We start from the raw sequence: 19,168 nt of genomic DNA, 5'->3' as shown, positions 1-19,168 counted from the left end.
AGGGCTAAGCGCTGACGCCGGCGTCAGCCGCCAGGCCCTGAGCCTCGATCGCGCTGATCGCGCATTGCTCATCGATGTCCGAGGTATCGCCACTGATGCCGATCGCTCCCAGCACCGCCCCCGCCTGATCCCGAATCAACACCCCGCCCGGCGCGGGCACCACGCCGCCCTGTCCCAGGCCATTCAACGCACCGATGAACGCCGGGCGCTGCTGCGCATCCAGCGCCAGCAGGCGCGAGCCCTTGCCCAGGGCTACCGCGCCCCAGGCCTTGCCGATGGCGATCTGCGGACGCAACAGGCTGGCGCCATCCTCCCGTTGCAGGGTCACCAGGTGCCCGCCGGCATCCAGCACCGCGATGGTCAGCGGGGCCGCGTTGATCTTGCGCCCCGCATTGATGGCCTGATTGGCCAGGTTGACTGCGACTTTCAAGGTTAAAGCGCTCATGGGTGCCGTCCTTATCTTGTTATTGAGAAAGCCTGGTGGAAGCTTCTTGCAGGAGAAGTCCGATGCAGCAAATAGAACACAATGAATTTATTTTTTGTATACAATAATTCGAGAAAGGTAGCTCATGCGACAAAAGGACGCCGGTTTATAGGGCCCCATCGAAAGCCGCTACCGTTCAAGAAAATGGATTGACCTGCGCCATCCGCCGTGAATACACTTTGCGCAAAACCACTTGTATACAATTACAAAACGCAAGAGGCACAAAACCATGAGCAAAATGAGAGCAATCGAAGCCGCCGTTCTGGTGATGCGCCGTGAAGGGGTCGATACCGCTTTTGGCATCCCGGGTGCCGCCATCAACCCGCTGTATTCCGCGCTGCAGAAGGTCGGAGGCATCGATCACGTCCTCGCTCGCCACGTCGAAGGCGCCTCGCACATGGCCGAGGGCTACACCCGCACCAAGGCCGGCAACATCGGCGTGTGCATCGGCACTTCCGGCCCGGCCGGCACCGACATGGTCACCGGCCTGTACAGTGCCTCGGCCGACTCGATCCCGATTCTCTGCATCACCGGCCAGGCGCCCCGGGCCCGCCTGCACAAGGAAGACTTCCAGGCCGTGGACATCACCAGCATCGTCAAGCCGGTGACCAAGTGGGCCACCACCGTGCTGGAACCGGGCCAGGTGCCCTACGCCTTCCAGAAAGCCTTCTATGAAATGCGCTCCGGCCGTCCTGGTCCGGTGTTGATCGACCTGCCGTTCGACGTGCAGATGGCGGAGATCGAATTCGACATCGACGCCTACCAGCCACTGCCCCTGGCCAAACCGGCGGCCACCCGGCTGCAGGCGGAAAAGGTTCTGGCCCTGCTGGACCAGGCCGAACGCCCGTTGCTGGTGGCCGGTGGCGGTGTGATCAACGCCGATGCCAGCGATCTGCTGGTGGAGTTCGCCGAACTGACCGGCATTCCAGTGATCCCGACCCTGATGGGCTGGGGCACCATCCCTGACGATCACCCACAGATGGTGGGCATGGTCGGCCTGCAGACCTCCCATCGCTACGGCAACGCCACCCTGCTCAAATCCGACACGGTGCTGGGCATCGGCAACCGCTGGGCCAACCGCCACACCGGCTCGGTGGACGTCTACACCGAAGGCCGCAAGTTCATTCACGTGGACATCGAGCCAACCCAGATCGGCCGGGTATTCACTCCGGACCTGGGCATCGTCTCCGACGCTGGCAGCGCCCTGACCGTGCTGCTGGAAGTGGCTCGCGAATGGCAGACCGCCGGCAAGTTGAAAGATCGCAGCGCCTGGCTGCATGACTGCCAGCAGCGCAAGGCCAGCCTGCATCGCAAGACCCACTTCGACAACGTGCCGGTCAAGCCGCAACGGGTCTACGAAGAGATGAACCAGGTCTTCGGCAAGGACACCTGCTACGTCAGCACCATCGGCCTGTCGCAGATCGCCGGTGCGCAATTCCTCCACGTCTACAAGCCACGCCACTGGATCAACTGCGGTCAGGCCGGCCCATTGGGCTGGACCATCCCCGCCGCCCTCGGCGTGGTCAAGGCCGACCCGAACCGCCAGGTGGTGGCCCTGTCCGGCGACTACGACTTCCAGTTCATGATCGAAGAGCTGGCAGTAGGAGCACAGTTCAACCTGCCGTACATCCACGTGGTGGTGAACAACTCCTACCTGGGGCTGATCCGCCAGGCCCAGCGCGGCTTCGAGATGGACTACTGCGTGCAGCTGTCCTTCGACAATCTCAACGCGCCGGAGCTCAACGGCTACGGCGTGGACCACGTCGCGGTCGCCGAAGGCCTGGGCTGCAAGGCCCTGCGGGTGTTCGAACCCAAGGACATCCAGCCGGCCCTGCGCCAGGCCCAGGAAATGCTCCAGACCTTCAAGGTACCGGTGGTCGTGGAGATCATCCTGGAGCGCGTGACCAACATTTCCATGGGCACCGAAATCAACGCGGTCAACGAGTTCGAAGACCTGGCGCTGGTGGGCAACGACGCCCCTACCGCCATTTCCCTGCTCGACTAAACCCTGTAGCCGCGCCCCCAGGCTGCCATCAGGTTCGCAGAACCTGGCCGGGTCTGCCCCGCACCCTCTTCAAGAGGCACTGCCGGGGCAACTCGACTGCAGCCTTGGCCTGCTCTACAGGCTTCACCGATTCACAGGAGACCACCATGCCGCGTTTTGCCGCCAACCTGTCCATGCTGTTCACCGAACAGGACTTCCTCGCTCGCTTCAAGGCCGCCGCCGATGCCGGTTTCAGCGGCGTCGAATACCTGTTTCCCTACGAATTCAGCTCCGCCGAGATCAAGGCGCAACTCGATGCCCACGGCCTGACCCAGGTGCTGTTCAACCTGCCCGCCGGCGACTGGGGCAAGGGTGAGCGCGGGATCGCCTGCCTGCCCGACCGGGTCGAGGAATTCCGTGCCGGCGTCGACTTGGCCATCGCCTACGCCCAGGTCCTGGGCAACACCCAGGTCAACTGCCTGGCCGGCATCCGTCCCCAGGGGGCTGACGCCGCGCTGCTGGAAAAGACCTTCGTCGCCAACCTCAAGTACGCCGCCGACAAACTGCAGGCGGTCGGCATCAAGCTGGTGATGGAAGCCATCAACACCCGCGACATTCCCGGCTTCTACCTCAACAACACCGCCCAGGCGCTGTCGATCCGCGAACAAGTGGGCAGTGCCAACCTGTTCCTGCAGTACGACATCTATCACATGCAAATCATGGAAGGTGACCTGGCGCGGACCATGGCCAACCACCTCAGCCAGATCAACCACATCCAGCTGGCAGACAACCCAGGACGCAACGAACCCGGCACCGGCGAGATCAACTATCGCTTCCTCTTCGAGCACCTGGACAGCATCGGCTACCAGGGCTGGGTCGGCTGCGAGTACAAACCGCTGACCACCACCGAAGCGGGCCTCGGCTGGCTGAAAACCCACAACGCAATCTGAACCTGGACCTGCGTAGGAGCCGGCTTGCCGGCGAACAGGCCCGCAAGCCTTGCAGCGGCCCTTGCGGCCACCTGCGCTGGCCAGCCAGCTCCTGCAAGGTCCGTTTGAATAGAGGATTTTTATCATGGCTAAAATCGGATTTATCGGCACCGGCATCATGGGTCATCCCATGGCGGCAAACCTGCAGAAAGCCGGCCACTCCCTGCTGCTCTCGGAACACCACGGCAAGGCCCCGGCCGACCTGATCGCCGCCGGCGCGGTGGCCCTGGCCTCGCCCAAAGAAGTGGCCCAGGAAGCCGAATTCGTCATCATCATGGTGCCCGATACCCCTCAGGTCGAAGACGTGCTGCTGCGTGCCGACGGCGTTGCCGCCGGGATCGGCAAGGGCAAGATCGTCATCGACATGAGCTCCATCTCCCCCACCGCGACCAAGGCCTTCGCCGCCAAGATCAACGAGAAAGGCGCGCAGTACCTGGACGCACCGGTATCCGGCGGTGAAGTCGGGGCCAAGGCCGCGACCCTGAGCATCATGGTCGGTGGCGACAGCCAGGCCTTTGAGCGCGCCTTGCCGCTGTTCCAGAGCATGGGCAAGAACATCACCCTGGTGGGGGGCAACGGTGACGGTCAGACCGCCAAGGTGGCCAACCAGATCATCGTCGCCCTGAACATCCAGGCCGTGGCCGAAGCCCTGCTGTTCGCCTCGAAGAACGGTGCCGATCCGGCCAAGGTGCGTGAAGCGCTGATGGGCGGTTTTGCCTCCTCGAAGATCCTCGAAGTGCACGGTGAACGCATGATCAAGGGCACCTTCGATCCAGGCTTCCGCATCAACCTGCACCAGAAGGACCTGAACCTGGCCCTCAGTGGCGCCCGCGAGCTGGGGATCAACCTGCCCAACACCGCCAATACCCAGCAAGTGTTCAGCACCTGCACCGCTATTGGTGGCGGCAACTGGGACCACTCGGCCCTGATCAAGGGCCTGGAACACATGGCCAACTTCTCGATCCGCGATAAGCACTAAGCAGCATCCGTAGCCGCTGCCACAGGCGGCGCCAAGGTTCGCAGGAAACGCCTCACGGCGGGCCAGGGACAGGCCCTGCTGACCTTGTCGCCGCCTGAGGTGGCGGCTACACCCGTTTCAAGCCCCCCATAACAAGAAATCCGGGAGCCCGCCATGTCGGTCGATCCGCAACAATTCCTCCGAGAGCTGTTCGCCACAGCCATCGACGCCGCCCATCCGCAACAGGTTCTCGAAGCCCATCTCCCCAGCGACCGCAGCGGCCGCGTCATCGTCATCGGTGCCGGCAAGGCAGCGGCGGCCATGGCCCAAGTCGTGGAACGCAGCTGGCAGGGCGACGTCTCCGGGCTGGTGGTTACCCGCTACGGCCACGGCGCCCCGTGCACCAAGATCGAAGTGGTCGAGGCCGCTCACCCGGTGCCCGACGCGGCCGGCCTGGCCGTGGCCAAGCGGGTACTGGAGCTGGTCAGCAACCTGTCAGAACAGGATCGGGTGGTTTTCCTGCTGTCCGGCGGCGGTTCGGCGCTGCTGGCCCTGCCCGCCACGGGCATCACCCTGGCCGACAAGCAGGCCATCAACAAGGCCCTGCTGAAATCCGGCGCCACCATCGGCGAGATGAACTGCGTGCGCAAGCACCTCTCGGCGATCAAGGGCGGACGCCTGGCCAAGGCCTGCTGGCCGGCCACGGTCTACACCTATGCCATTTCCGACGTCCCCGGCGATCTGGCCACGGTCATCGCTTCCGGCCCCACAGTGGCCGATCCGAGTACCTCGGCCGAAGCCCTGGCGATTCTCAAGCGCTATGCCATTGAAGTACCCGCAGCAGTACGCAACTGGTTGCAGAACCCCGACTCGGAAACCGTCAAGCCCGGCGACCCGTGCCTGGAACGCAGCCACTTCCAGTTGATCGCCCGCCCCCAGCAATCCCTGGAAGCCGCCGCGGTCAAAGCCCGCCAGGCCGGCTACAGCCCGCTGATCCTCGGCGACCTGGAAGGCGAATCCCGGGAGGTGGCCAAGGTTCACGCCGGCATCGCCCGCCAAGTGGCCTTGCACGGCCAGCCCCTGGCGGCGCCCTGCGTGATCCTTTCCGGTGGTGAAACCACGGTTACCGTGCGCGGCAAAGGTCGCGGCGGCCGCAACGCCGAGTTCCTCCTGAGCCTCACCGACAGCCTCAAGGGGCATCCCGGGATCTACGCCCTGGCCGGCGATACCGACGGCATCGACGGCTCCGAAGACAATGCCGGGGCGATCATGACCCCGGACAGCTACGCTCGGGCTGCGGCCCTGGGCCTGAGCGCCAGCGACGAGCTGGACAACAACAATGGCTATGGCTACTTCGCAGCCCTGGACGACTTGATCGTCACCGAGCCGACCCGTACCAACGTCAACGACTTCCGCGCCATCCTGATCCTCGAGAACCCCAAACATGACGCCTGACAAGAAAGTCAAAATCCTCGCCACCCTGGGGCCGGCCACCGACAGCATCGAGGACATCCGCGAACTGGTGCAGGCCGGCGTAAACATCTTCCGACTCAACTTCAGCCACGGCAGCCATGCCGACCATGCCCAGCGATATGAGTGGATTCGCCAGATCGAACGCGAACTGAACTACCCCCTGGGCATCCTCATGGACCTGCAAGGACCGAAACTGCGGGTCGGCACCTTCGCCGAGGGCAAGGTGCAGTTGGTACGCGGCCAGGCCCTGCGCCTGGACCTGGACCCGACGCCGGGGACCGCCCAGCGGGTCAACCTGCCGCACCCGGAAATCATCGCGGCCCTGGAGCCCGGAATGGACCTGCTGCTGGACGACGGCAAGCTGCGCCTGCGGGTCATCGCCAAGCACGCGGACGCCATCGAGACCACCGTGCTCAATGGCGGCGAACTGTCGGACCGCAAGGGCGTCAACGTGCCCCAGGCAGTGCTCGACCTCAGCCCGCTGACCGCCAAGGACCGCCGCGACCTGAGCTTCGGCCTGGAATTGGGCGTGGATTGGGTGGCGCTGTCCTTCGTGCAACGTCCGGAAGACATCCGTGAAGCCCGTACCCTGATTGGCGACAAGGCCTACCTGATGGCCAAGATCGAAAAGCCTTCCGCCGTGGCCCAACTGCGGGAAATCGCCGAACTGAGCGACGCGATCATGGTGGCCAGAGGTGACCTGGGGGTGGAAGTCCCGGCGGAAAGCGTGCCGCAGATCCAGAAGAACATCATCAGCACCTGCCGTCAGCTGGGCAAACCCGTGGTGGTCGCCACCCAGATGCTGGAGTCCATGCGTTTCTCCCCGGCGCCCACCCGAGCCGAGGTGACCGACGTCGCCAATGCCGTGGCCGAAGGCAGCGATGCGGTGATGCTCTCGGCGGAAACCGCCTCCGGGGAATATCCGCTGGAAGCGGTGCAGATGATGAGCAAGATCATTCGCCAGGTGGAAACCGGCCCCGACTACCAGACTCAACTGGACGTCAGCCGCCCCCAGGCCGAAGCCACGGTATCCGACGCCATCAGCTGCGCGATCCGCCGAGTGTGCAGCATCCTGCCCGTGGCGGTGCTGGTGAACTACAGCGAGTCCGGCAGTTCCACCCTGCGTGCCGCCCGGGAACGTCCTTCGGTACCTATCCTCAACCTGACGCCGAACCTGCAGACAGCGCGCCGCTTGAGCCTGGCCTGGGGTGTGCACTCGGTGGTCAATGACCGCTTGCGCCAGGTGGACGAGGTCTGTGCCACGGCCCTGGAAATCGCCCAGGCCCAGGGCCTGGCCAAACGCGGGGATACCGTGGTGATCACCACCGGCGTGCCGTTCGGCCAGCCGGGAACCACCAATTCCCTGCGCGTCGAAACCCTTCTCTGACCCGCCGCAGCGCCCGCGACCTGCAGCGAGCCTCCCAAAGAGGATGCCGCTGGGGTCGAACGCTGCGGTACGACAACCACCGCATTCGCCGACTCTCGTCATGCCTGCACAGTCTTTCAATGCCTTCTGCCCCGACTGGGCCACTGCCTTGCTCAACGGTTTCAGTCAGATTTTCCTCCAGCGCCACCCGCTGTGCGGCCTGCTGTGCCTGCTGGCGATCCTGATAAGCGCCCCGACCCTGCTCGGGGGCGCCCTGCTGGGTGCCCTGGCCGGCCTGCTCACCGCCCAGCAACGGGGCTATGCCAAGGCCGACCGGCAAGCCGGACTCTTCAGCTATAACGGCGTGCTCCTGGGCCTGCTGCTGAGCCTGTACCTACCCTGGTCAGTGCTGCTGCCGCCGCTGATCATCGCCGCCGCCGGCCTCAGCGCGATCGTCACCCAGCAATGGCTGAAACGGGCCCGCAGCCCCGCCAGCCTGCCGGCCTACACCGCGCCCTTCGTGGGCCTGGGCTGGCTGTTGCTGAGCCTGATGGAACCCATGCAATCCATGCCCCAGGCGGTGCCCGGCCTGTCCCTGTGGAGCCTGCTGAGCGGACTGTTCCAGGGCCTGGGCCAGATCATGTTCCTCAGTCAGCCACTGGCCGGGCTGCTGATTCTCCTCGGCCTGCTGCTGGCCAACCGCCGCGCAGCGACCTGGGCCCTGATCGGTTCCGCCAGCGGCCTGGCCTTGACACTGCTGCTGCATGAGCCCGGCCGTGCCCTGCTGGGCCTGGGCGGCTACAACTGCGCACTGGTGGCCCTGGCCCTGGGCCAAGGGGCCCGACGTCCGTGGCGGCCACTGGCAGGGATGTGCCTGGCGCTGCTGATCACCCCGGGCATCGTCGCCCTGGGGCTAGCGCCCCTCACCGCCCCCTTCGTCCTGGCCTGCTGGCTGATGCATGTCGCCACCCGGGTCCTGGGGCCAGCGCCTGGGGACCACGCACCTTGCGCTCCCCCGGCAACTCCCCCTAGGCTTCGCTGATCTTTGATTCAGGCGACTCCCATGGTTAACCGCGACAACTGGCGCCAGCGCCTCTACGTGATGATCTTCCAGACCGATACGGTGGCCGGAAGACGCTTCGATACGACCCTGCTGCTGATCATCCTCGCCAGCCTGGTGATCGTGATCCTCGACAGCATCGACGAGGTGCACAGCAACTACGCCGACGTCCTGGCGTACATCGAATGGGGCTTCACCCTGATCTTCCTCATCGAGTACGGACTGCGCCTGTATTGCTCCCCCAAACCCCTGCGCTATGCCTTCAGCTTCTATGGCCTGGTGGACCTGCTGGCGATCGTCCCCGGCATCCTCGCCCTGTACTACAGCGATGCCCAGTACCTGTTGATCATTCGTATCATCCGCATGCTGCGGATCTTCCGCGTGCTCAAGCTGTCGCCCTACCTGAAACAGGCCCATTACCTGCTCGATGCCCTGCGCGGCAGCAAGCAGAAGATCCTGGTATTCCTGCTCAGCGTCTGCACCCTGGTCACGGTGTTCGGCACCCTGATGTACGTGGTGGAAGGCCCGGAACATGGCTTTACCAGTATCCCCAAGGGCATCTACTGGGCCATCGTCACCCTGACCACCGTGGGCTATGGCGATATCGTGCCCAAGACCGTGATCGGCCAGATGATTTCGTCCATGGTGATGATCACCGGTTACTCGATCATTGCCGTGCCTACCGGGATCTTCACTGCGGAACTGGCCAGCGCCATGCGCGGCGAACAGCTCAAGCACGACTGCCCAGTGTGCCGCAAGAACAGTCACGAACCGGCCGCGGCCTTCTGCTCGCGCTGTGGCAACGCGCTGTTCAAGAAAATGGAATAAGCAAAGTACTTTTTAATCTTTAAAGAGATATAGCGCCCCGGCTATAGTCGGCGGCAAATTGCCTTCACTCTCGAACAAAAGGAATGCGCAGTGAAAAAACTCTTCAGCGCCTCGCTTCTGGCCGCCGGCCTGGCCCTGGGCAGCGTCGCCCAGGCCGCACCGACCCTGCTCAACGTGTCCTACGACGTGATGCGCGACTTCTACAAGGACTACAACACCGCCTTCCAGAAACACTGGAAAGCCGAGCACAACGAAAACATCACCCTGCAGATGTCCTTCGGCGGCTCCAGCAAGCAGGCGCGCTCGGTGATCGACGGCCTGCCGGCGGATGTCATCACCATGAACATGGCCACCGACATCAACGCCCTGGCGGACAACGGCAAACTGGTGCCGGACAACTGGGTAACGCGCCTGCCGAACAACAGTGCGCCCTTCACTTCGGCCACCGTGTTCATCGTGCGCAAGGGCAACCCCAAGGCCCTGAAAGACTGGCCAGACCTGCTCAAGGATGGCGTGCAAGTGATAGTGCCCAACCCCAAGACCTCGGGTAACGGCCGCTACACCTACCTCTCGGCCTGGGGCTACGTGCTGAAGAACGGCGGCGACGAGAACAAGGCCAAGGACTTCGTCGGCAAGCTGTTCAAGCAGGCCCCGGTACTGGACACCGGTGGCCGCGCCGCCACCACCACCTTCATGACCAACCAGATCGGCGACGTGCTGGTGACCTTCGAGAACGAAGCGGAAATGATCGCCCGCGAATTCGGTCGCGATCAGTTCGAAGTGATCTACCCAAGCGTCTCCGCTGAAGCCGAGCCGCCGGTGTCGGTGGTGGACAAGGTGGTGGAGAAGAAAGGCACCCGCGCTGCGGCCGAGGAATACCTGAAGTACCTGTGGTCGCCGGAAGGCCAGGAAATCGCCGCCAACAACTACCTGCGCCCACGGGACCCGAAAGTCCTGGCCAAGTACACCGACCGTTTCCCGAAAGTCGACTTCCTCTCGGTGGAGAAGACCTTCGGCGACTGGCGCAGCGTGCAGAAGACCCACTTCAACGACGGCGGGGTCTTCGACCAGATCTATACCAACGCCAAGTGACGCTGGTAGCCCGATAAAAAAAGCGACCGTGAAGGTCGCTTTTTTATGCCGCCGATCAGGGAGTCACAGAGCCCGCGCAGAACTGAACTGCGCGGCTTCGGCCGCCTGATAACGCTCATCCAGCACCGCCTCCGCCTCGACTTCGATCAACCACTCCGGCAACGACAGCCCGCTGACGATGATCCATGAGGACGCCGGTGGCTGGCTGGCAAAACGCTCGAGCAATACCGCGCTGATGTGCTCCTGCTGATCCCGCGCCGCTTCGGCGATGTAGATCCGCAACATCACCACATCCGCCAGTTGACCTCCCGCCTCGGCCAGAACCTTCTCGATATTGTCGAAGGCCTGCTCGGTCTGCTGCCGCAGGCCCGGTCCTACGGTGCGCTCCTGCTCATCCACCCCCACCTGACCGGACAGCAGCAGGCGTCGACCGCCGCGCACCTCCACCGCCTGGCTGAAACCGTATTGCAGGGAATTGAACACACTGGCTGGGTTGAACGTTGACTTTTCCATAAGGGACTCCCACCGCACTGAACGACCGGAAACCCTAAACCAAGGCCTCAGCGACTTCCACTGCTAGCGCCGCGCAGCAACATTTGGCAACGCAAGCTTCAGCGCGGGGTTGCCAGCCTTGAGCAGGCTGCCCCCAGGGCCCTGAAGACCATGAGCATGCTATCGAACAAGATGTAAGTAAATGTATCATCAGCCCTCGGCAGCGGCACGCCCCGGCCATCTCCAGAGCCTCATGACTCAGAGATTTATTCCCAACAGGAATGAATGCTATCGCCCCGCCCTCTCTACTGAGTGACCGCGCGGTCTCTTAACCTTGTTCCATCCTTTCGCCGCCAAGAGAAACCTGATGACTTCCACGACCCAGGTGCTGCCCGCCAGCAACGTGACAATGACCCGAGGCATGGTGCTGCTGTTCGCCTTCTGCTGCGGCGCCATCGTCGCCAACATCTATTACGCACAACCGATCATCGAGCTGATCGCACCGGACCTGGGCCTGTCCAGCTCCATCGCCAGCCTGATCGTTTCTCTGACCCAGATCGGCTATGCCCTGGGCCTGTTCTTCCTGGTGCCCCTGGGAGACCTGCTGGAAAACCGTCGGTTGATGATCATCACCACCCTGGTGGCCATCGCCAGCCTGCTGGGGGCTGCCTATACCCAGCAGCCCAACGCCTTCCTCCTGGTATCGCTGCTGATCGGCTTCAGCTCGGTGTCGGTCCAGATCCTCATTCCCCTGGCTGCGCACCTGGCCCCCGAGGAGTCCCGAGGACGAGTGGTGGGCGGCATCATGGGCGGCCTGCTGCTGGGCATTCTCCTGGCCCGCCCGGTGTCCAGCGTGGTGGCCGATCTCTTCGGCTGGCGCGCAATGTTCATCGCCGCCGCCGTGCTGATGGCCGCCATCAGCCTGGTATTGATGCTGACCATACCCAAGCGTCAGCCGGCACACAGCGCCACCTACGGCCAACTGCTGCGCTCCCTGGGCGGCCTGCTGCGCCAGCAGCCGGTCCTGCGCCAGCGAGCCTTCTACCAGGGCTGCATGTTCGCCACCTTCAGCCTGTTCTGGACCGCCGCGCCCCTGGAACTGGCACGGCATCACGGCCTGTCACAAAGCCAGATTGCGATCTTCGCCCTGGTGGGCGCCATCGGCGCCATCGCCGCCCCCATCAGCGGACGCCTCGCGGATGCCGGCCATACCCGCATCGCCTCGCTGCTGGCCATGCTCCTGGCAGCCCTGAGCTTTATCCCGACACTGATCCATCCCGCCTACAGCGTCATCGGCCTGGCAGTGACCGGGGTGGTCCTGGATTTCTGTGTGCAGATGAACATGGTGCTCGGCCAACGGGCGGTGTATGCCCTGGACGCCCACAGTCGCAGTCGCCTCAACGCGCTGTACATGACCAGCATCTTCATCGGTGGCGCCTTCGGCTCGTCGATTGCCAGTGCGGTGTACGAACATGGCGGCTGGCTGGGAGTGGTGCTGGTGGGCAGTGGGTTTCCACTGCTGGCCCTGCTGCGCTTCCTGCTGGTGGCGGACAACCGCCGCGCGGCCCGCGCCTAGGCCGTGCGCCCAGGACCCGGTGAACGTTTTGGCGCACACTGCTCAAGTGCCCCCTTCTCAACCCAGCAAGGACAACCGATGGACCGCCTGGCCGCGATGGAAACCTTTGTACATGTGGTGGAAAGCGGCTCCTTCTCCGCTGCCGCCCGGCGTCTGAACCTGGGTCAGCCCGCCGTATCGAAAAGCATCGCCCAACTGGAGGCCTATCTGCAGGTGCGGCTGTTGCTGCGCTCCACCCGCGGCCTGAGCCCCACCGAAGCCGGCCTGGCCTTCTTCGAACGGGCCAAACGCACCCTGGAGGAAGCCAGCGAAGCGGAAAATGCCGCCCGGGGCTCGGCCTCCCAGTTGCGTGGCACCTTGCGCATCTGTGCGGCGGTGACCTTCGCCCGCCTGCATATCATTCCTCACCTGGGGCCCTTTCTGGAGCAGCACCCCGAGTTGCAGATCGACGTGGTGATGGATGATCACACCATCAATCTGGTGGAGGCGGGAGTCGATGTCGCCTTGCGCATGGGCAGCCTCGCCGACTCGACCCTCATCGCCCGCCAGATCGCCGAGTGCCCGCGCCTGCTGCTGGCCACTCCCGAGTACTTCGCCGAGCACGGCGAGCCGCAGCATCCCGGTGAACTGACCGGGCATCAAGCGGTGATCTACAGCCGGGGGCCCGGTAATCTCTGGCACTTTTCCCAGGGCGACGACGAGCAACGGGTAAGTGTCAGTGGCAGGGTTCGAGTGAATGCCGCAGAAGGCTTGCGCGAATCGGTACTGGCCCACCAGGGGCTGGCAATGGCCTCGCAATGGATGTTTGCCCCGGAGCTGGCCAAGGGTGCGGTCAAGGCCGTGCTCACGGATTGGCAACTGCCCCGGCAACAGCTGTGGGCTGTGTTTCCCGGCGGGCGCCTGGTGAGTGCCAAGGCCCGGGCGTTCGTGGACTATGTGGAGCATTTGCTGGAGCGTCTGTGAAACCCCGGCCTCAGATCCGCTCGCGCACCAGCACTTCGATATTCGCCGCCTCACCCCAGCGCCGCAGCCGGTCGATCAGGCTCAGGTCGGTTTCACCCACCAGATACAGGACGTCGATGGTCTGGATCGCGGCCCACTGGACGAACTCACTGCTGTCGAACTCGCCAAGACTGGCGAGCTGGAACTCGTTCTCGTAGAAACCCGGGATCACCGGGACCGGGGTGTCCTGGGGGCTGGCTCCGGCAATGAACGGGCAGGATAGGTGCACCACGCCCCATTGCGCCACACGCCAGTTCCTCAGGGCTTCGTCCAGGCGCGCGCGGGCACCGCGGACAAAGCCCAGGCCGTCGATCACTACCCGCCGGTTGACGATCAGCCACAGCTTGCGCCGGCGCGGCGCCTTGAGCAGTACCTCGCCGGTCACCTTGGACGCCCGCAGCGCCAGGGCGATCACCAGCAGCAAAGGTGCGCAGTAGCCATAGAGCCTCTCGGTATGACTGGCCTCGGTCAGGCCATGCAGACGATGTACCTCGGCCCGCTGGTGCTCCAGCTCACTGAAGGTGTCCCCCAGACGCTGCAGCCATTGCTGCACCAGCGGCGCTGAATACTCACCACGAAGGTCGCCCAGGGCCTGCTGCACCTTGATCACGGCCAAAGCCGAAAGACGCCCATCGGCAGAACGCTCCAATGTGCCAAAGCGTTCGCACAGGTTGCTGACCTGGGCGGCATCCTGGGGCTCATGCAGCTCCTGCGCCGCCTTGCAGTGAGCGCTGCCGAGCATGTCGTCGATCTCGGCCAGCACTCTGCGCTGCGCTGCGTCCCGGGCGCTTTGTGCCAGCTGGTAGTCACTCTGGAACCAGTCCACCCGCACCGCCTGGGTGGCGCTGATCAGGGCCAGGGCAGCCAGCAGCAACCAGCCGTAGTCGACTTTCTTCCAGCCGACCTCCCCCAAGCGAAAAACCGAGATCAGGCTCCAGCAGAAGAAGTAGTACATGAAGGCGAAGGCCACCAGCAGGTACACCGGTGCCAGGGACAGATAGATCAGCTCCGGCACGTCCGCCGGCCCCAGGCCGTACAACAGCAACAGGACGCAGACCACGGCCAGCCAGAACAGCATCGGCGCGACATAGGGTTTGTTCAGGTCTTTCTTCATCGGGCGCTCAACGGCTGATACTCAGGAACACCCCGCTGTATCGGCCAGCCTGGGCAGGGCTTAAATAATCCGCTGACCATGGCAAGGCCGGCGCCGGCTCTGGCCCGCGCCTTTGCTGTCAGTCGATGGCGTTGAAAATTACTGGAACTGACGCCCCAGCCCTGCGGGTACACCATGGATGTCGGTGTCTTCCCAGGGACCGTCGGGGCTGATGGAGCGGCTCCAGCCGTTGTTCCAACGGTAATAGGTGCGTTGGCGATAGAAGGTGTTGCTCTGGTTATCCAGCACATAGACCCCCAGCCGCGCATCCCAGTGACTGTGCCCGCCGGGTGGCGGAGCAAAGCTCGCGGAGGTGCGTGGCAGGGGCTTGGCGGCGGGAATCGGCGCCCCGGGCTTGACTGGCGCGGGAGCCGTGGACGGGGCCGGGCGCGTACTCGGCCCCGCAGGCGGGATGGGTTCAGAGGAGGTCGGCGCCGGCCGGTGGACCGTACAAGCACTCAACCCCAGGACCAGTGACAACAGGGTGATACGAGCGATGGCGGTCATGGCGGCTTCTCTGATTATTGATCCGGACTGTCGATGGTCAGCTGTTGCGCGGCCGTGGTGCTGCTGGGCAGGGGCTGGCTCTGCCCGATCCACTCACCGGCCGTTGGCTGGCCGGCACGGGAAATGCGCGCAACCAGTTGGACTTCAGGGAAGTTCGACAGTTTCAACTGCGGCATCATCGCGTCGCTATCCCCCAGCTCCACAGTGGCCGGCAGGTCGGCGACGGTCAGGCGCTTGGCCGCCAACGGCGCGGGCGGGCCCTGGGTGGCACGAGCGAAGATGAACACGCTGTCACCCGGCTGGACCTTGGCCTTGAGCTCCGCCGCCAGATCGACCCGGACCTTGAGCAAGGCGCCCTTGGCCTTGACCGCAGGCTCGGCCGCGACCTTGCCACCGGCCGCCAGCAGTTTTTCGCTGGCGCGATCAATGCCTCCCTGCAGCGCGGCACGGGAATTGTCCTGCGGCGGCAGTTGCGCCTGCAGGCGCTTCCAGTAATCGATGGCCTCCTGGAAACGCCCGCCTTCGAAAGCGGCGATACCCAGCAACCCGAGACTGGTGACTTCGTTGGGATCGGCCTTCAACGCTTCATCGGTCAAGCCCTGGACCTTGTCCGACCATTGCTTGTTATCGGCGAAGTATTGAGCCTGGGCCCACTGCCCCAACAGCTCGGGCTGGCGTCCGGCCAGGGCCACGGTACGCTCGAAGATCTTCGCCGCGTCCGCTGGACGGTCCTGGGCCATGTAGGTACGCCCAAGGAAATACAGGCCCTCGGCAGAATCCGGCTGGGCCGCCACTGCGCGCTCCAGGCGCCGGGTCATTTCTTCCATGGACTGCGGCGCCTGGGCGAACTCCCGGGTCAGCTCGACCTTGTCGCTGGCACCAAAATGCAGATACAGACCCAAGCCCAGCACCGGTACCAGCAGCGCCGCCAACAGCGGCAGAGGTTTGCCCAGACGCGAGGTCCGCACTGGGCCGCTGCCTTCGGTGTCCGCCAGCAGTTCCCGGGCCGCTTCCGCGCGCCCCGCGTCCATCTGCTCGGCACTGAGTACGCCTTGCGCTTGCTGGCCATGCAGCTCGGCCACGCGCTCTTCATAAAGCGCCACGTTCAGCGCGGTACGATCCTCCTCACGTTGGGCACGACGCTCACGCAATACCGGGATCAACAGGAAACTCAGGGCGATCAGGAGCAGCAGACCTGCTGCAAGCCAGAAATCAATCATGGGGGGTTTTATCCAGCAGTTGGTCGAGGCGCTGACGCTCTTCGACGGAAAGCGTGTTCGGGCTGTCGCTGCGTTCGACGCGACGACGCCGGACTATCACGGCAATGATCACCAGCCCGCCCAGCAACAGGCCGGCAGGACCGAACCAGAGCAAGGCGGTCTTGCCGGTCAGGGCCGGCTTGTAACGCACGAAGTCACCGTAGCGATCCACCATGAAGTCGATGATCTGCTGATTGTCCTTGCCCTCGCCGAGCATGCGGAAAATCTCCTTGCGCAGGTCGGCGGCAATCGGTGCATTGGAATCGGCGATGTCCTGGTTCTGGCACTTGGGGCAGCGCAGTTCCTTGGTCAGCTCGCGAAACCTTTCGCGGTCGGTGTCATTGGCGAACTGGTAGGTATCGATGGCAGCGTGGGCCACGCCAGCGATGCTCAGGCCCAGGATGGCGGCGGCTAACCAGCGCTTCATGGTTTGGCCTCGTCTACCAGGGCCTGGTACTTGGCCGCCAGCTGTTCGCGCCACACCACTTCGTCGATCACCCCGACGAACTTGTCACGGATGATGCCCTTGGCATCGATGAAGAAGGTTTCCGGGGCGCCATAGACACCCAGATTGAGCCCCAGGGAGCCCTCCTCGTCACGCACATCCAACAGGTAGGGATTGTGGAACTCGGCCAGCCACTTCAGGGCGTCGGCATTGACGTCCTTGTAGTTGATGCCGTAGATCACCACGCCCTTCTCGGCCAGCTTGTTCAGCACCGGATGCTCGACCCGGCAGGAAATGCACCAGGTGCCCCAGACGTTGACCAAAGCCGGCTTGCCCAGCAGGTCAGCGCGGGTCAGGGTCTTGTCGCCCTGCACCGACGGCAGGGAGAACTCCGGGAACGGCTTGCCGATCATCGCCGACGGCAGCTCGGCCGGGTCCAGATACAACCCGCGATAGAGGAACACCGCCACCACCAGGAACACTGCCAGGGGCAACATCATCATCCAGCGTCTCATGCGGCGGCTCCTGTCATGCCCAGCGCTTCGCGCACGCGGCTTTTAACCTTGACCCGATAACGCCGATCCATCGCCGCCAGCAAGCCACCGAACCCGGTGAGCAGGCCGCCGAACCAGATCCAGCGCACGAACGGCTTGACGTGCACCCGCACCGCCCAGGCGCCATCACCCAGGGATTCGCCCAGGGCGACATACAGGTCACGGGTGAAACCGGCATCGATGCCAGCTTCGGTCATCATCGAACTCTGCACGGTGTACAGGCGTTTTTCCGGGTGCAGCACCGCCACTTCCTTGCCGTTGCGCACCACACGCACAGTGCCCTTGTCGGAAGTGAAGTTCGGCCCTTCGAAATGCTTGGCGCCTTCGAAGATGAACTGATAACCGGCCAGTTCCATGGACTCGCCTGGCTCCAGGCGCAGGTCGCGCTCGGCGCTGTTCTGGCTCGACAGCACCACGCCCAGGGCGCAGATTGCAATGCCCAGGTGCGCCAGCTGCATGCCCCAATAACTGCGAGTCAGGCTTGGCAGGCCCTTGATCAGGCCCTTGTGGCGGGTCTTGTCGAAGATGTCACGCACCCCGGCCAGCAGCACCCAGGCCGCCAGCAAGAAGGTCGCCAACACCGCCCAGTTGAAGTCGCCGTAGGCAATGCCGGCCACCACGGCCAGGGCCACGCTGCCCAGCAGCACCGGACCGAGCATGCCCAGCAGCCATTTCACCGGGGTGTCTTTCCAGCGCACCAGCACGCCCACCGCCATCACCACCATCAGCAGGGCCATCAGCGGAATGAACAGCGCATTGAAATACGGCGGGCCCACCGACAGCTTGGCCCCGGTCAGGGCATCCAGCACCAGCGGATACAGGGTGCCCAGCAGGATCATCGAGGACGCCACCACCAGCACCAGGTTGTTGCCCAACAGCAGGGTTTCCCGGGACCACAGGTTGAAGCCCACATGGCTCTTGACCACCGGCGCCCGCAGGGCAAACAGGGTCAGGGAGCCCCCCACTACGAACAGCAGGAAGATCAGGATGAACACGCCACGCTCAGGGTCCGAAGCGAAGGCGTGCACTGAAGTCAGGACCCCGGAGCGCACCAGGAAGGTCCCCAGCAGGCTCAGGGAAAACGCGGCAATGGCCAGCAGCACGGTCCAGCTCTTGAATACACCGCGCTTTTCCGTCACTGCCAGGGAGTGGATCAAGGCCGTGCCCACCAGCCAGGGCATGAAGGAAGCGTTTTCCACCGGGTCCCAGAACCACCAGCCGCCCCAACCCAGTTCGTAGTAGGCCCACCAGGAGCCCAGGGTGATACCGATGCCAAGGAAGGCCCAGGCGACGATGGTCCAGGGCCGCGACCAGCGAGCCCAGGCAGCGTCCAGGCGACCGCCCAGCAGCGCGGCAATGGCAAAGGCAAAGGCCACCGAGAAACCGACGTAACCCATGTACAGCATGGGTGGGTGGACGATCAGGCCGATGTCCTGCAACAGCGGGTTGAGGTCACGACCGTCCGCCGGTACCTGGGGCAGGATTCGCGAAAACGGGTTGGAGGTCATGATCAGGAACAGCAGGAAGCCGGTGCTGATCATGCCCATCACCGCCAGCACCCGGGCCAGCATCACTTGTGGCAACTGGCGCGAGAACACCGACACAGCGAAGGTCCAGCCCCCGAGGATCAGCGCCCAGAGCAGCAGCGAACCTTCGTGGGCGCCCCACACGGCGCTGAACTTGTAGTACCAGGGCAAGGCGCTGTTGGAGTTGCTGGCGACATAGGCCACCGAGAAATCGTCACTCATGAAGGCGTAGGTCAGGCAGCCGAAGGCGAATACCAGGAACGCGAACTGGCCCCAGGCTGCTGGCTGGGCCAGGCTCATCCACAGGCGGTCGCCGCGCCAGGCACCCAGCAATGGCACCACCGCCTGGACCAGGGCAAAGCACAGGGCGAGGATCATCGCCAGATGACCGAGTTCGGGAACGAACAGTGCGGAACTCAT

The 19,168-nt window shown here is 64.0% G+C and carries 18 protein-coding genes; 10 read left to right on the top strand and 8 right to left on the bottom strand.

Translation table 11 applies throughout. The annotated features are described in order from the left end of the window. Window positions 1-4: 4 nt before the first annotated feature. The gene (locus tag DWF74_RS24505) at window positions 5-445 is read right to left on the bottom strand and encodes a GlcG/HbpS family heme-binding protein (protein WP_115581876.1); all 441 of its coding nucleotides are present in this window, start codon (window positions 443-445) and stop codon (window positions 5-7) included. A 268-nt stretch (window positions 446-713) separates the two neighbouring features. Here DWF74_RS24505 and gcl point away from each other — a divergent pair, with 268 nt between their 5' ends. The 8 genes from gcl to DWF74_RS24465 all read left to right on the top strand — a co-directional run bounded on the left by gcl (window position 714) and on the right by DWF74_RS24465 (window position 10,234). Then, window positions 714-2,489 (top strand): glyoxylate carboligase, encoded by a 1,776-nt coding sequence (gene gcl / locus DWF74_RS24500; protein WP_102863981.1) that lies wholly within the window; start codon window positions 714-716, stop codon window positions 2,487-2,489. 146 nt (window positions 2,490-2,635) lie between these two features. Beyond that, the gene (gene hyi / locus DWF74_RS24495; RefSeq protein ID WP_102863982.1) at window positions 2,636-3,418 is read left to right on the top strand and encodes a hydroxypyruvate isomerase; all 783 of its coding nucleotides are present in this window, start codon (window positions 2,636-2,638) and stop codon (window positions 3,416-3,418) included. A gap of 124 nt (window positions 3,419-3,542) precedes the next feature. Next, window positions 3,543-4,436, top strand: a complete 894-nt coding sequence (locus DWF74_RS24490; RefSeq protein WP_102863983.1) for a 2-hydroxy-3-oxopropionate reductase — start codon at window positions 3,543-3,545, stop codon at window positions 4,434-4,436. Window positions 4,437-4,589: 153 nt separating this feature from the next. Beyond that, a complete protein-coding gene (locus DWF74_RS24485) occupies window positions 4,590-5,870 on the top strand; it encodes a glycerate kinase type-2 family protein (protein ID WP_115581875.1) in 1,281 nt (426 codons plus the stop codon). Beyond that, on the top strand, window positions 5,860-7,275 hold the full coding sequence (gene pyk / locus DWF74_RS24480; protein ID WP_115581874.1) for a pyruvate kinase: 1,416 nt from the start codon (window positions 5,860-5,862) through the stop codon (window positions 7,273-7,275). Before DWF74_RS24485 ends, pyk begins: the two co-directional genes overlap by 11 nt. A 100-nt stretch (window positions 7,276-7,375) precedes the next feature. After that, a complete protein-coding gene (locus DWF74_RS24475; RefSeq protein ID WP_115581873.1) occupies window positions 7,376-8,296 on the top strand; it encodes an urea transporter in 921 nt (306 codons plus the stop codon). Window positions 8,297-8,317: 21 nt separating this feature from the next. Beyond that, the gene (locus DWF74_RS24470) at window positions 8,318-9,142 is read left to right on the top strand and encodes an ion transporter (protein WP_102863987.1); all 825 of its coding nucleotides are present in this window, start codon (window positions 8,318-8,320) and stop codon (window positions 9,140-9,142) included. Window positions 9,143-9,232: 90 nt separating this feature from the next. Next, window positions 9,233-10,234 carry a sulfate ABC transporter substrate-binding protein gene (locus DWF74_RS24465; protein ID WP_058433729.1) on the top strand — a complete coding sequence of 334 codons (1,002 nt, stop codon included), beginning with the start codon at window positions 9,233-9,235 and terminating at the stop codon, window positions 10,232-10,234. A 63-nt stretch (window positions 10,235-10,297) separates the two neighbouring features. On the opposite strand, the gene DWF74_RS24460 is transcribed toward DWF74_RS24465, so the two are convergent. Further along, window positions 10,298-10,747 carry a RidA family protein gene (locus DWF74_RS24460; RefSeq protein ID WP_102863988.1) on the bottom strand — a complete coding sequence of 150 codons (450 nt, stop codon included), beginning with the start codon at window positions 10,745-10,747 and terminating at the stop codon, window positions 10,298-10,300. 346 nt (window positions 10,748-11,093) lie between these two features. Here DWF74_RS24460 and DWF74_RS24455 point away from each other — a divergent pair, with 346 nt between their 5' ends. Both DWF74_RS24455 and DWF74_RS24450 read left to right on the top strand, forming a co-directional pair. Further along, on the top strand, window positions 11,094-12,302 hold the full coding sequence (locus DWF74_RS24455) for an MFS transporter (protein WP_115581872.1): 1,209 nt from the start codon (window positions 11,094-11,096) through the stop codon (window positions 12,300-12,302). 78 nt (window positions 12,303-12,380) lie between these two features. Continuing rightward, entirely contained in the window at window positions 12,381-13,265 is an 885-nt protein-coding gene (locus DWF74_RS24450) for a LysR family transcriptional regulator (protein ID WP_115581871.1), read from the top strand. Window positions 13,266-13,275: 10 nt separating this feature from the next. Here the strand turns inward: DWF74_RS24450 and DWF74_RS24445 are convergent, their stop codons facing one another. The 6 genes from DWF74_RS24445 to DWF74_RS24420 form a co-directional block, all read right to left on the bottom strand. After that, the gene (locus tag DWF74_RS24445; protein ID WP_115581870.1) at window positions 13,276-14,418 is read right to left on the bottom strand and encodes a hypothetical protein; all 1,143 of its coding nucleotides are present in this window, start codon (window positions 14,416-14,418) and stop codon (window positions 13,276-13,278) included. 138 nt (window positions 14,419-14,556) lie between these two features. Next, a complete protein-coding gene (locus DWF74_RS24440) occupies window positions 14,557-14,964 on the bottom strand; it encodes a hypothetical protein (protein ID WP_115581869.1) in 408 nt (135 codons plus the stop codon). 14 nt (window positions 14,965-14,978) lie between these two features. Then, on the bottom strand, window positions 14,979-16,184 hold the full coding sequence (ccmI, locus tag DWF74_RS24435; RefSeq protein WP_102863993.1) for a c-type cytochrome biogenesis protein CcmI: 1,206 nt from the start codon (window positions 16,182-16,184) through the stop codon (window positions 14,979-14,981). After that, the gene (locus tag DWF74_RS24430) at window positions 16,177-16,650 is read right to left on the bottom strand and encodes a cytochrome c-type biogenesis protein (RefSeq protein ID WP_102863994.1); all 474 of its coding nucleotides are present in this window, start codon (window positions 16,648-16,650) and stop codon (window positions 16,177-16,179) included. Before DWF74_RS24430 ends, ccmI begins: the two co-directional genes overlap by 8 nt. Then, window positions 16,647-17,183: a DsbE family thiol:disulfide interchange protein gene (locus DWF74_RS24425; protein WP_060838164.1), complete on the bottom strand. Its 537-nt coding sequence runs from the start codon at window positions 17,181-17,183 to the stop codon at window positions 16,647-16,649. The genes DWF74_RS24430 and DWF74_RS24425 overlap by 4 nt, the downstream gene beginning before the upstream one ends. Continuing rightward, a complete protein-coding gene (locus tag DWF74_RS24420; protein WP_110595165.1) occupies window positions 17,180-19,168 on the bottom strand; it encodes a heme lyase CcmF/NrfE family subunit in 1,989 nt (662 codons plus the stop codon). Before DWF74_RS24420 ends, DWF74_RS24425 begins: the two co-directional genes overlap by 4 nt.

The organism is Pseudomonas protegens (assembly GCF_003363755.1).
Lineage (GTDB): Bacteria > Pseudomonadota > Gammaproteobacteria > Pseudomonadales > Pseudomonadaceae > Aquipseudomonas > Aquipseudomonas danubii.
Note: the sequence above shows the minus strand (reverse complement) of the source record. Positions and strands in the feature narration are given on the sequence as shown.

Bases quoted from the DNA above. Each gene is read 5' to 3' on its own strand.
- DWF74_RS24505 (WP_115581876.1), bottom strand. From the start codon at position 445: ATGAGCGCTTTAACCTTGAAAGTCGCAGTCAACCTGGCCAATCAGGCC.
- gcl (WP_102863981.1), top strand. From the start codon at position 714: ATGAGCAAAATGAGAGCAATCGAAGCCGCCGTTCTGGTGATGCGCCGT.
- hyi (WP_102863982.1), top strand. From the start codon at position 2,636: ATGCCGCGTTTTGCCGCCAACCTGTCCATGCTGTTCACCGAACAGGAC.
- DWF74_RS24490 (WP_102863983.1), top strand. From the start codon at position 3,543: ATGGCTAAAATCGGATTTATCGGCACCGGCATCATGGGTCATCCCATG.
- DWF74_RS24485 (WP_115581875.1), top strand. From the start codon at position 4,590: ATGTCGGTCGATCCGCAACAATTCCTCCGAGAGCTGTTCGCCACAGCC.
- pyk (WP_115581874.1), top strand. From the start codon at position 5,860: ATGACGCCTGACAAGAAAGTCAAAATCCTCGCCACCCTGGGGCCGGCC.
- DWF74_RS24475 (WP_115581873.1), top strand. From the start codon at position 7,376: ATGCCTGCACAGTCTTTCAATGCCTTCTGCCCCGACTGGGCCACTGCC.
- DWF74_RS24470 (WP_102863987.1), top strand. From the start codon at position 8,318: ATGGTTAACCGCGACAACTGGCGCCAGCGCCTCTACGTGATGATCTTC.
- DWF74_RS24460 (WP_102863988.1), bottom strand. From the start codon at position 10,747: ATGGAAAAGTCAACGTTCAACCCAGCCAGTGTGTTCAATTCCCTGCAA.
- DWF74_RS24455 (WP_115581872.1), top strand. From the start codon at position 11,094: ATGACTTCCACGACCCAGGTGCTGCCCGCCAGCAACGTGACAATGACC.
- DWF74_RS24450 (WP_115581871.1), top strand. From the start codon at position 12,381: ATGGACCGCCTGGCCGCGATGGAAACCTTTGTACATGTGGTGGAAAGC.
- DWF74_RS24445 (WP_115581870.1), bottom strand. From the start codon at position 14,418: ATGAAGAAAGACCTGAACAAACCCTATGTCGCGCCGATGCTGTTCTGG.
- DWF74_RS24440 (WP_115581869.1), bottom strand. From the start codon at position 14,964: ATGACCGCCATCGCTCGTATCACCCTGTTGTCACTGGTCCTGGGGTTG.
- ccmI (WP_102863993.1), bottom strand. From the start codon at position 16,184: ATGATTGATTTCTGGCTTGCAGCAGGTCTGCTGCTCCTGATCGCCCTG.
- DWF74_RS24430 (WP_102863994.1), bottom strand. From the start codon at position 16,650: ATGAAGCGCTGGTTAGCCGCCGCCATCCTGGGCCTGAGCATCGCTGGC.
- DWF74_RS24425 (WP_060838164.1), bottom strand. From the start codon at position 17,183: ATGAGACGCTGGATGATGATGTTGCCCCTGGCAGTGTTCCTGGTGGTG.
- DWF74_RS24420 (WP_110595165.1), bottom strand. From the start codon at position 19,168: ATGAGTTCCGCACTGTTCGTTCCCGAACTCGGTCATCTGGCGATGATC.